This window comes from Cumulibacter soli (assembly GCF_004382795.1).
GTDB lineage: Bacteria > Actinomycetota > Actinomycetes > Mycobacteriales > Antricoccaceae > Cumulibacter > Cumulibacter soli.
In genome coordinates, this window is sequence record NZ_SMSG01000006.1 from 323,560 (window position 1) to 334,380 (window position 10,821).

General features: G+C 63.1%; 17 protein-coding genes. 16 read left to right on the plus strand and 1 reads right to left on the minus strand.

All coding sequences use genetic code 11. The features are described from left to right. Positions 1 to 127: 127 nt before the first annotated feature. The gene (locus tag E1H16_RS14910; RefSeq protein ID WP_134324700.1) at positions 128 to 655 is read right to left on the minus strand and encodes a hypothetical protein; all 528 of its coding nucleotides are present in this window, start codon (positions 653 to 655) and stop codon (positions 128 to 130) included. 57 nt (positions 656 to 712) lie between these two features. On the opposite strand from E1H16_RS14910, the gene E1H16_RS14915 reads away from it, so the two are divergent. The 16 genes from E1H16_RS14915 (at position 713) to E1H16_RS14990 (ending at position 10,818) form a co-directional block, all read left to right on the plus strand. After that, positions 713 to 985 (plus strand): hypothetical protein, encoded by a 273-nt coding sequence (locus E1H16_RS14915; RefSeq protein WP_134324701.1) that lies wholly within the window; start codon positions 713 to 715, stop codon positions 983 to 985. Between the two features lie 420 nt (positions 986 to 1,405). Further along, complete coding sequence (locus tag E1H16_RS14920; protein ID WP_134324702.1) at positions 1,406 to 2,122, plus strand: VG15 protein; 717 nt, start codon at positions 1,406 to 1,408, stop codon at positions 2,120 to 2,122. A gap of 53 nt (positions 2,123 to 2,175) precedes the next feature. Beyond that, the gene (locus E1H16_RS14925; protein ID WP_134324703.1) at positions 2,176 to 2,652 is read left to right on the plus strand and encodes a phage terminase small subunit; all 477 of its coding nucleotides are present in this window, start codon (positions 2,176 to 2,178) and stop codon (positions 2,650 to 2,652) included. Next, positions 2,627 to 4,273: a terminase gene (locus tag E1H16_RS14930; RefSeq protein WP_134324704.1), complete on the plus strand. Its 1,647-nt coding sequence runs from the start codon at positions 2,627 to 2,629 to the stop codon at positions 4,271 to 4,273. The genes E1H16_RS14925 and E1H16_RS14930 overlap by 26 nt, the downstream gene beginning before the upstream one ends. A 14-nt stretch (positions 4,274 to 4,287) precedes the next feature. After that, positions 4,288 to 5,643 (plus strand): phage portal protein, encoded by a 1,356-nt coding sequence (locus E1H16_RS14935; protein ID WP_134324705.1) that lies wholly within the window; start codon positions 4,288 to 4,290, stop codon positions 5,641 to 5,643. A gap of 66 nt (positions 5,644 to 5,709) precedes the next feature. Beyond that, entirely contained in the window at positions 5,710 to 6,306 is a 597-nt protein-coding gene (locus E1H16_RS14940) for a hypothetical protein (protein WP_134324706.1), read from the plus strand. Beyond that, positions 6,299 to 6,667, plus strand: coding sequence for a capsid cement protein (locus E1H16_RS14945; protein ID WP_134324707.1), 369 nt, complete (start codon positions 6,299 to 6,301; stop codon positions 6,665 to 6,667). The genes E1H16_RS14940 and E1H16_RS14945 overlap by 8 nt, the downstream gene beginning before the upstream one ends. Positions 6,668 to 6,679: 12 nt before the next feature. Continuing rightward, complete coding sequence (locus E1H16_RS14950) at positions 6,680 to 7,591, plus strand: phage major capsid protein (protein WP_134324708.1); 912 nt, start codon at positions 6,680 to 6,682, stop codon at positions 7,589 to 7,591. Between the two features lie 10 nt (positions 7,592 to 7,601). Continuing rightward, the gene (locus E1H16_RS14955; RefSeq protein ID WP_134324709.1) at positions 7,602 to 7,796 is read left to right on the plus strand and encodes a hypothetical protein; all 195 of its coding nucleotides are present in this window, start codon (positions 7,602 to 7,604) and stop codon (positions 7,794 to 7,796) included. 59 nt (positions 7,797 to 7,855) lie between these two features. Next, positions 7,856 to 8,203, plus strand: coding sequence for a hypothetical protein (locus E1H16_RS14960; protein WP_134324710.1), 348 nt, complete (start codon positions 7,856 to 7,858; stop codon positions 8,201 to 8,203). After that, a complete protein-coding gene (locus tag E1H16_RS14965) occupies positions 8,200 to 8,532 on the plus strand; it encodes a hypothetical protein (protein WP_134324711.1) in 333 nt (110 codons plus the stop codon). The genes E1H16_RS14960 and E1H16_RS14965 overlap by 4 nt, the downstream gene beginning before the upstream one ends. Further along, the gene (locus tag E1H16_RS14970) at positions 8,529 to 8,840 is read left to right on the plus strand and encodes a DUF5403 family protein (RefSeq protein ID WP_279586373.1); all 312 of its coding nucleotides are present in this window, start codon (positions 8,529 to 8,531) and stop codon (positions 8,838 to 8,840) included. The genes E1H16_RS14965 and E1H16_RS14970 overlap by 4 nt, the downstream gene beginning before the upstream one ends. Then, entirely contained in the window at positions 8,837 to 9,274 is a 438-nt protein-coding gene (locus E1H16_RS14975; RefSeq protein WP_134324713.1) for a hypothetical protein, read from the plus strand. Before E1H16_RS14970 ends, E1H16_RS14975 begins: the two co-directional genes overlap by 4 nt. Then, positions 9,267 to 9,869 carry a phage tail tube protein gene (locus E1H16_RS14980; protein ID WP_134324714.1) on the plus strand — a complete coding sequence of 201 codons (603 nt, stop codon included), beginning with the start codon at positions 9,267 to 9,269 and terminating at the stop codon, positions 9,867 to 9,869. Before E1H16_RS14975 ends, E1H16_RS14980 begins: the two co-directional genes overlap by 8 nt. Positions 9,870 to 9,970: 101 nt before the next feature. Beyond that, on the plus strand, positions 9,971 to 10,363 hold the full coding sequence (locus tag E1H16_RS14985) for a hypothetical protein (protein WP_134324715.1): 393 nt from the start codon (positions 9,971 to 9,973) through the stop codon (positions 10,361 to 10,363). Positions 10,364 to 10,419: 56 nt separating this feature from the next. Then, a complete protein-coding gene (locus E1H16_RS14990; protein WP_134324716.1) occupies positions 10,420 to 10,818 on the plus strand; it encodes a hypothetical protein in 399 nt (132 codons plus the stop codon). Positions 10,819 to 10,821 lie beyond the last annotated feature (3 nt).

Consider the following 10,821-nt stretch of genomic DNA (forward strand, 5'->3'; position numbering starts at 1 on the left):
CGCAGGCGCTCTCGCCCATGCCACAGCGCAGCGAGCAGGCGAGGGTTCACTTTCCCGCTGGTCTCGGACACACCACCAACGAGGCGTTGGTGACTGCATGGTCCGCAAAAGCCGAGGCCAGCGGGGACTACTTCGAGACGAAAGCACCCACGAACCCGGCGACCGAAGCAATCAACGTCCCCAACAGGTAGACGACGAACGTCATGTCTATCGCGATTCGCTCAGTCGCCGTGATTGCTATAACGCCGAACAGGCCGGCCGCCGCGACTGCAGCGAACGCCAATGCAGTCCACGCGCCAACGTCCCAGCGGCAACCGCGCGCCAGCCGGACGATCCCGTTCGACAGGCACGACAGGCCAAGCAGGGCCGTGAAGGTGAATGCGAGCAGCATGACCCAGCCGGGACCGCTGAGCACGTATCCGTCGAACACGGCGCCCCATCCGTCGCTGAGCGGTTCAGCGGCGACGGCGGTCGCCAGTAGCGCCAATGGAGCGCCGACCAGGTACAGGACGGTCACGGCCACAACGTAGGGATCACGCCGCACCGGAGGCGGGCCGTACTGCACATGCGGTGGCTGCCCGTACATCGACGGGCGCTGCCCGTACTGCGGGTACTGCTGAGGCATGGGGCGCTGAGGCGGCATCTGCGGGTGCATGAGACTGATGTTAAGCCCCAGGTACGACAAGAGCCAGAGGACTTTTACTGATGCGCGATGGCGAGCGAGGCGAAGGGTGACACCATGGCGATCGACACCCACCCTGGCGGCGAGCAGCTACATAGGTACTGGGTTATCGGCAAGGGCCGCGCCAAGTGGAACACCTGGACGGAACTTTATCGGCACCTGCTGAAGTACCTACCGCCCGAGAAGGCTCGACGCACCGCTAGCAAGTGGTTCATCGAACGCTTCGGATTTGCCGCTGGGTCAGACGTGAACCGGGTACGCCAAGGTAAGCCGCCACGCGGCAAGGTCGTAGGTCCGGGCTGATGGCGTGGCAGAAGCGAGGAAGTAGCAAGCGCCGCCTCGAGATGCCGCCAGACTGGCCAGCGATACGCCGAGCAGTCATCCGTAGAGACCAAGGCCTGTGCGTCCTATGCGGTCAGCCTGGTCGAGATGTCGACCATATAAACGATCCGCACGACCACTCCCTAGCCAACCTACGGTTGCTATGCTGGCCTCATCACAACGCGCACACGCAGAAGCAGGCCACGGCAGGCAAGGCCGCTCGAATAGCGCGAGGGAAACGCCGCAGCGAACCGAACCCCGGACTGCGAAGAGCTTAACGACCAGGCCGTCGACCACCCCACCCCTGGGGCATACCCCAAGATCGTTCTCCCCGGCCCGGCCCGGTGGTCATAGCGGCTGGCTGGCTGTACGGGTTTCAGAGTCCAGAATCGAGGTCTACCGATGGAGACCGCGGCGGTTCGGTTGCTCCGGCAGGTGTTAGCGGCGCTGATCCAGCAGGCTCCCGATCGGATTTCGGATCCGCAGTGGCGGCGGCTGCTGCAGGTGCTGTTCCCAGTTGTTGTCCAGGCTCGTCGCGGCTCGTTGACCGAGGCTGCTGCGGCGATGGTTCGCGAGGCTGAGCTGCACGACGGCGCTCCGATCGGGGATATACCGTCGTTGTATTACGACATGCACGCTTTGGATGTCGCGTTGACGCGCGTGCTTCGTGAGCCGTTGGCTCAGGGACACGATCGTCCATTGGTTGAGGTCGCCTCGCAGGCTGCGGTGGAGCGGCATGTTCAGCAGGCTGCGCGGGATGCGACGCGGGTCGTCGTGGAGACGTCGGAGGGTCCGGGTTCGCCGGTGGGCTGGGCGCGCCGGTTGACGGGTGCTGAGAATTGCGGCTTCTGCGTGATGCTCGCGAGCCGAGGCGCGGTCTACAAGTCGGCCTCGTCGGCCGGTCGCCAGGATTTGAACAGGTTTCACGATGGCTGTGATTGCGAGATCGTGCCGGTTTACGACGTGAACGATTGGCCCGGCCTGGATGGCTTCATTGAGGCGAATCGGCGTTATCGCCGGGCGCTGGATCTCGTTGATGGTCGAGGCGACAACGTGCTGAAGGCGCTTCGCCGTGACCTGTACGCCGATCCGTTCGAGATTCCCGCTAAGGCGGCTTAGTTTTCCTGCGGCGCCCAGGTGGTGCTGCGTTCTTCTGACCCAGGAGGTTGGATATGGGCACTCGTGGCCCCGCTCCTAAACGTTCGACTCAGCGCCGCCGGCGCAATAAGCCGGAAGGCCCGCAATCCGAAGGTGTCGCGTCGATCGACGTCGAGATGCCTGACCCCGACGAGGATTGGCACCCGATCGCGGCTGCGTGGTACCGGTCGTTGCGTGCGTCTGGCCAGTCGGACTTCTACGAGCCATCCGATTGGGCGATGGCGTACTTGATGGCCGAGTCGATCTCGCGTGATCTGAATCCGCAGTTCGTGGGGTTCCGTCAGGTCGACAAATTCACGACCGAGGCGGTGAAGGAGACGATCCCCATGAAGGGGGCGTCTTTGTCGGCGTATCTGAAGGCAATGTCGAACCTGCTTGTCTCTGAGGCGGATCGTCGTCGCGCTGGAGTCGAGTTGTCGAAGCCTACGACGGACGAGGACGAGGACGCCTCTGTAGCGATGCTTGATGAGTACCGCGACGCTCTCGCCTAGCGACCGTCTGGCGACTCTCCCTGATGGCCTGCCGGAACTCACCCTCGGTTGGGAAGCGGTCAAGTGGGCCGGGAAGTACCTTAGGCATCCTAATGGGCCTCGCGTAGGTGAGCGCTGGAAGTTTGTTCCCTCGCAGGTGCGGTTCCTGCTGTGGTTCTACGCCGTGGACGAGCAGGGGCGATGGCTGTTTAACCGCGCGGTTCGGCGGCTAGCGAAGGGCGCCGGCAAGTCGCCGAACGCGGGAGCGATGGCGCTGATCGAGTTCTGCGGGCCGGTACGGCTGAAGGATTTCGACCCGAAGCGCCCGGGTGGCTGTGTCGGCAAGCCCGTCGACATGCCGCTGGTGCAGATCGTCGCCACGGCCGAGTCGCAGACTGCTAACACGATGCGGATGGTCCGCGCGATGTGCGCGAAGGGTTCGCGCCTATCGATGGACTATCACATCGATGTCGGTAAAACGCAGTTCTATCGGCTGCCCGAGGGGACGCTCGAAACGATTACATCATCTGCGCGTGCTGCGGAAGGTGCTGAGGCGACGTTCCTGGTCGCTGACGAAACCGAGCACTGGTCAGTGTCGAACGGCGGCCGGGACCTGATGGAGACGGTTGAGGACAACCTGATCAAGTCGGGCTCTCGTCTGATCGAGACGGCGAACGCGTGGGTCCCTGGGTCGGGGTCCGAGGCTGAGCGCACCTATGACGCGTGGGTGGCTCAAGAGGAAGGGCGCACGAAGGGTGAGCAGCGGATCCTGTACGACGCGCGTATCGCCCCTCCCGATACCGACCTAGGTGACGAGGCTTCGCTGCTGTCGGCACTGGATTGGGTCTACGACGACTGTTTCTGGGTTCCGAAGTGGGAGATTGCGCAGAAGATCCTCGACGGCCGCACGACGGCGGACAACGCGCGCCGCAAGTACCTGAATATGCCGACCGCTGTCGCGAACGCATGGGTGACTCAGCAGGACTGGGCAACACTCGCCGATCCGAGCGAAGTTGTCGCGGACGGCGACGCTGTCGTGTTGTTCTTCGACGGCTCGAAGTCGCGTGACGCGACCGCACTGTCGGGCTGCCGGATCTCGGACGGCTACTCGTTCGAAATCAAGGTGTGGGAACCCGACCTCGAAGTAGACGGGTGGACTGTCCCAGCGGACGACGTAGATGCGCACGTTGCGCAAGCGATGGATCGCTTCGATGTGTGGGCGTTCTTCGCTGACGTGCGCGAGTGGGAGTCGTTCGTGAAGCTGTCGTGGCCGGAGAAGTACGGCGACCAGCTGCGGGTGTGGGCACAGAAGGGCGGCCAGGATCCGCAGGTGATCGCGTGGGATATGCGCTCGAGGTCGTATCTATTCACGCGAGCCGTGGAGCTTGTTGAGCAGGAGATTTACGACAAGACGTTCAGGCACGACGGGGCTGCGATCACCGCGCGGCATGTTGCGAACGCTCGCCGGAAGTTGAACCAGTACGGAACGTCGATCGGCAAAGAAACGAAAGATTCACCACTGAAGATCGACGCGGCGGTGACGATGATCGGCGCTCGGATGGTCCGAAATCTTGTCCTGGCTTCCAGTGAGTGGAAGTCAGGGTCCACGCCTGAACGCACAAACGAAGCGGCTTTCTTCTGATGGGAGGCAAATAGGTGGCTCTCAGTAAGAAGCGGGCCCTGGAGTCCGTTGTCGACATTCTTAATGGCCCACGCAGTGCTGAGATGCCTCGTCTGCAGCGAATCGCTGACGCGATGCGCCCCGCGCGCAAAGGCCAGTACCGCGTGGATGTCCCGGATGGCGCTCCGAAGGAGATGCAGTCTCTGGCCCGTAAGGCCGAGACCAATTACATGCCGCTCGCAGTGGACACGTTCTCGCAGTCGATGAAGGTCGAGGGAATCTATTCCCCTTCCGACAAGGGCATGGAGAAGCAGCCGGCCTGGAAGCACTGGCAGCGCAACCGGATGAACGCCCGCCAGACGGGCCTGCACCGTGCGGCGCTGCAGTACGGCGTGGCGTACACGATCAATCTGCCTGGCGACAGCGGTCCGGTCGTGAAGTGTGTGTCACCCCGCCAGTTGACCGCCCTGTATCAGGACCCGTCCGATGATGAGTGGCCGATGCTCGCGCTGCACATCGACGACGACCTGATCACGCTGTACGACGAGGAGCAGACCTACACGTTCGGCCGAGAGAACAAGCCGCGCTCAGGACTGGCGCCGTCCTGCTCGGCCGAGTACCTCGGTGGGCGACTGACGTTCATCGAGGCGAAGGAGCACGGCGTAGGCGTGTGCCCGGTCGTGCGCTACCGCGACCGAATGCTACTGGACGGCGAGGAGCAGTACGGCATCGTCGAGCCGCTGCTGGCGATCCAGGACCGCATCACCGAGACGACGTTCGGGCTGTTGGTCGCGCAGTACTTCGCCGCGTTCAAGCAGAAGTACATCATCGGCTGGATCCCACAAGACGAGCACGAGCGGCTTAAGGCTTCTGCAGCTGCGATCATGTCGTTCAAGGACCCCGACGTGAAGGTCGGCCAGTTCGACGAGACCGACCTGACGCGGTACATCCAATCGAAGCGTTCCGCCGTGATGGATCTTGCCGCGATCGGGCAGATCCCGCCGCAGTCTCTCGGCGCAGACGGAATCTCGAACATCTCCGCCGAGGCGCTGGCCGGCCTGGAAAGTGCGAAGGACCGCAAGGCAGACGAGATCACCACGAGCCTCGGCGAATCGCACGAGCAGACGCTTCGGATTCAGGCGCACATCGCGGGCGATCCAGGTGCCGACGATTACGAGTCCGAGATCCGCTGGAAAGACGCGACGGCACGCTCATTCGCCCAGATGGTCGACGGCCTCGGGAAACTCGCCCAGATGCTGCAGGTTCCGGTCGAAATGCTGTGGGAGGACATCCCTGGCTGGACCGACACGAAGGTCGATCGCGCGCGCCAGATGCGCGAGACGGACCCCGTTCAGTCGCTCGCACGGACCGTTTTCAGCGAGCAGGGCTAACAAGACTTCCTCGACCCAGCGGGTTGAGGGCGCACCACCACATCCATGTCCCAGGAGGACGCCACCATGTCAGACGACGCAACCCAGACTGAACCTCAGGCGCAGGAGCCCGAGGCGACGCAGGCAGCCCCGCCGTGGGGTTCGGAAGAAGAGTTCAACGCCGAGCGTGCGTGGAATCTGATTCAGGGCCTGAAGGAAGACAAGGCGCGGCTTTCCGAGCGCGCGTTCGGTTCACGAGAAGAGTTCGAGGCGGCCAAGTCCGCCCGCGACCAGCTCGCAGAGACGAAGCGTGCCCAGATGAGTGAGATCGAGCGCGCGAAGGCGGAACTCGCCGAGTTTCGCCAGGCCGCCGAAACACACAAGGTCAACGAGTTGCGATGGAAGGCCGCTGCAACTCACGGGATCCCGTCTGACTACTTCGACTTCATCGGCGGAGGTAACGAGGAGGAGGTTCTGAGCCGCGCTGAGCGTCTTGGCGATCTCATCCGCGCTGCCGGAAGCACGGAAGTCGTGCAGGCCGAACTGGATTCCCTGAAGGCAGGGAATCCGCTCCAGAAGGGTCGGTCCGTCGCGGCATTGAAGCCGGGCGCAACACCTTCTGAACATCAAGACGAGGACGACGTCCTTTACAACGAACTCTACGGAGGAAAGAGCAATGGCTAATTACTTGCCAGTGCGCATTCCGGGTAAGGCTCTGCCGATCCCGGCTAGCGCGGCAATCACTGCCGGTCAGCTCGTTGCCGTTTCGGGATCCAACACGGTTGGCCCTGCTGGTGCTGCTTCGGTTGCATGGCTGGGTGTGGCTGCGTTTGATGTCGCTTCGGGCGAGCTTGTCACTGTCCACTGCGGTGGCACTCAGGAACTCACTGCTTCCGGTGCGATCACCGCTGGCGCTGCTGTCGCGGCTGCCGCAAACGGGGCTGTCGCCACTCTCGGCGCAGATCCGGCTGCAGGCACTGTTGTCGGTGTCGCCCTGACCACTGCCGCGAACGGGACCAAGGTCCGCGTTCAGATGGCTCGATAAGGAGGGGCTGACATGGGAAACGCATACCCTAACGCGTTCACCCAGAACGATCTGGGCACGCTGAAGAAGTTTCTGAACTCGCCGACGCTGATTGCACGTCGTTACGACGAAATCGCGCTGAACCAGTTCATCGGTGATTACCTGCTCACTGGGCGCCCGAACGTCGAGGGCGGCGCGATTCAGTACGAGTCGCAGGGCACGGAGGTCACCGACCGGCCGGTCGAGTCCATCTCGCCCGGGGCTGAGTACCCGCTTGCTCTGATCGGTGACGTGCCGGCGCAGATCGCTAAGACCGACAAGCGCGGTCAGGATTCGCTCGTCACTGACGAGAAGTTGAAGCGTGAGCGTCGTAACGCGATCGACCGCGCGATCACCGCCCTGGTGAACTCGAACGTCATCGACTTCGACTCGACTGTTCTGGCGTTGGTTGCTTCGGTGGTGACTCAGGAGCAGACGATCACCACTGCGTGGAGCGCGAGCGGCGCGACGATCCTGCGAGACATCCTGCTCGCTAAGGGCAAGATCACCGGCCAGAAGAAGGGCTACAACCCGAACGTCGTTGTCATGAGCGATGAGGTGTTCGCTTATGTCGCCTCGGACACTGCGATCGCCGCACTGATGGCGCGCGAGTCAAAGGCGAACGCGGTGTACACCGGCGAGTTCCCGGTTATCGCGGGTCTGGAGGTCCGCACGACTCCGAACATGCCGACCGGTATCGACGCACTCGTCGCCGATCGCCAGATGCTCGGCGGGGTCGGCTACGAGGACCTGGGCGGCGGGTACACCCGCACCCAGTCCGGCGCCGAGACCAAGTCGATGCGCGAGGACCAGAACGACCAGTGGCGGTTACGTGCGCGTCGTGTGGCCGTCCCTTACGTGACCGACCCGGGTGCCGCGTGCGTGCTCGACGGCGTCTTGGCGTAGGGGGTAGGAGATGGCGAAGATCGTTACGGCTCCGCTGATCGCGGTGTCCGATAAGGACGGAAGGCACCACTACCTGAAGGCGGGCGCTGAGGTTCCCGCATTCGTGTCGGCGGACGACCAGAAGGTTCTCGCGAAGCGGGGACTAATCGGCGATGGCTCGAAGCCCGAGCCCAAGGTCGCGCCGAAGGTGGCTGACGCTAAGTAGGTCGATGTGCTGAGGGGCCGGGGAAACTCGGCCCCTCAGTCATGCCCGAGGAGGGTCTGATGATCACCGTTCCTGTCGACGAAATCAAGGATCGCTGGCCCGGGCCGTTCCCGTTCGACGACGTCTATGTGTACAAGCAAATCGAAGATGCGCTCACGGAGTTGCGCGAGCATATCCCCGACCTAGACGCTCTGGTGGATTCTGGGCAGATCGGCGAGGAGTCGGTCACGAAGTTGGTCGCGAAGGCGGTCATTGGGGCACTTCGGAACTCGGAAGGCTTCAAGACCGAGTCCGAGGGCGACTACTCGTATTCGCGTTTCGGTGATGGGTTCGTGTGGTTCCGAGACTCCGATATCGAGCGGCTCCTGCCGCGCAAGCCGAGTGCGACTTGGCGGTGGGTTCTGTGAGCCTGCTGACGAATCCGCCGCACGTGGCAACGGTGATCCCGTTGTCGCAGCCGCCGGATCCTGACGATGGCCCGGTGGCTGGCGCTGCGGTGTCGTGGGCGTGTTCGTCGCAGCCGATCAGCGTGGATCTCGCGACGTCGGCGGGGTACGACTTCACGACGACGCGCCGGTTCGCGGGCGTCGGGTATCCCGGCGGGTCGATGGCCCGCATCGAGTGGGATGGCCGCACGTGGGAGCAGCTCGGTGAGCCGACTCGGCATCGCATGTCACCTACGACGTCGCATGACGTCGTGTTCGCGAAGGCGGTGGGCACGAAGTGGCAAAGGTGAGACTGCGGCCCAAGCGGGCTTTCAATCGTTCTGTCGCTCGGAACCCGAAGGTGAAGGCGGCGGTCCGGGAGAACACCGAGACGATCGCTGCTAACGCTCGAGTGTTCGCTGCGCCGCACGGAACGTTGGCGTCACGCATCTCTACCGAGTACGGCGATGTCGACGGCTACGTGGTCATGTCGGACAACGGCAAGAAGAAGAACGAGCCTGCTGCTGCGGCCATCGAGTTCGGCGGCACGTTCAAGAACGGGCGGACCCAGAAGGGCCTGCGTGTTCTTGGTCGAGCTGTGGATACGGCCGGCGGATGATCAGCGATATCGACGGCGACGTGATCCTTCGGGGCGTCGCCTCGCAGGTGTGCCCTGCGGACCGCTGCTCACCAGTCGCGTCGGCATCTGACGTCGCTGCGGCGTTGTCGTCAGCGTCGCCGCGGTTCGTTACGTGGCTGATCCGGTTCCCCACCCCTGAATCCACGCTGCAGAGGGCATCCCGCGTGTCGTTCGAGGTCCAGGTGACCGCGCATGGCTACTCGCGCGGCGTAGCGAAGCGGCTCGCCGCGGACCTATTCGACGCCTTCCGGTCGTCGGTTGGCCAGTCATTCGGCGGCGTGGAGATGAAGTCGGCCAGGTGTCGACAGTTGCCCACCGAGATCCGGTTCGAGGGCCAAGCAACTACTCACAACCGATACATCACAACGTTTGCGGTCACGGCCGCGCATGGAAAGGAAACCGATCATGGCTGATGGGTTTGTCATTGAAGAAATGTTCGAGGCCGGTGACGCGCGAATCCTCATGGGTGACGGCGTCACTACGGTCACGATGCCTACGCTCACTGCGATTGAGGCGTATATCGCTGACCCGGTGGCGGGTGCGATTGCGGGCCTGGTGAGCCTCGGCGATACGAAGATTGATGAGACGATCCAGTTCGAGGAAGATGCTGCGACGTATGAGAATCGTGGCACTCTGCAGCACCGCGTGCTGAAGGAGACTCTGACTCAGGCGGCTGTTTCGCGGTTCACGTTGAACTCGATGCAGCCCCGCAAGGGTCGCATTATGGAGTTGTACTACGGCGGCGGCACCGAGGGCGATGGCTATTTCGATGCGCCTGCCGCGGCGGATTCGAAGCCGATTGAGGTTCCGTGCCTCATCATCTTCAAGGACGGCTTGGACGTGTTCCCCGCTTTCATGCCTCGCGTGAGCGTGCGCCGCAATGGTCCGATCACGTTCCCGATGGACCAGTTCGCTGAGGTCCCGCTCGCTGGAACGATCCTCGAGCCGGAAACCGGTACGTCGACTCGCTGGTACTCGGAGACCTTCACGGCTCCGGTCGGCGGCTAGGCCCCCTTGTCTGGGCGCCTGGTCGGCAGTCTCCTAGCCCTGTCGGCTAGGCGCCCTCCAACTCTCATTTATGGCTAGGAACCTGCTAGGGAGGCTAGGAAATGTCTGACGTATTTGATGCTGATGCGCTGCTGGATTCGGCTAATGACTTCAAGGCGAAGGTCGGCGGCTCGGTGCTGGAGTTCCGCCGGTTCGGGATGATGAGCCCGGCGGAGCGGAAGTTGATGAAACCGCTCATTGAAGCCCGCGAGATGCTGTTCCGCCGCGCCGCGCAGATTGCGCGCCAGAGTGAGGACGACCTCGAACTCTCGTTCACCGAGATCAACGAGGACATCCACATGAATCTGGTGGAGCAGTTGAAACTTGCCTGCACCGGCACGGCTGCCCAGAAGAAGAAACTTGGCGAGTTGCCTAGCGACGTGGCCGAGAAGATCTACGACGCGTACAACGAGCGGACCGAGTTGGGGGAAGCCTCGCCCTCGTCCGACTCCTAGCAGAGTCTGACGGGGCGCTTATCGCTGACTTCGCCGCCGAGTACGGCTGTTCCCTCGTGACGATCATTCGCGAGGGTCGCCCGTACTCGTGCCGCGAGGCGTTGCACATGCTCCGGTGGCTGCCTGAGCGATCGGCGTCGGTTGCGGTGAAGCGTGCCGCGTTCGCCCGCGCTGAGGCGGAAGCGAAGAAGGCCGGCAAGAAACTGAAGCCCGTTGATCCGGACCCATTCGATCCGGTGCAGTTTCACGGATGGGACACGGACCGCTTCATCGCCGTGAGAACGGCGAACGAGGTGATCTCGGCTAACTACATGACGCAGGCGATCAACTCGCCCAAGGGGAAGAAGCCCGACGAACCGACGTTCGTCGAGGTCCCTGGGCAAGCGAAGCCCAAGAAGCCGTCCGGGATCTCGATGATCCGCGCTCAACGGGAGCGACAACTCAACAGGGGGTGACCG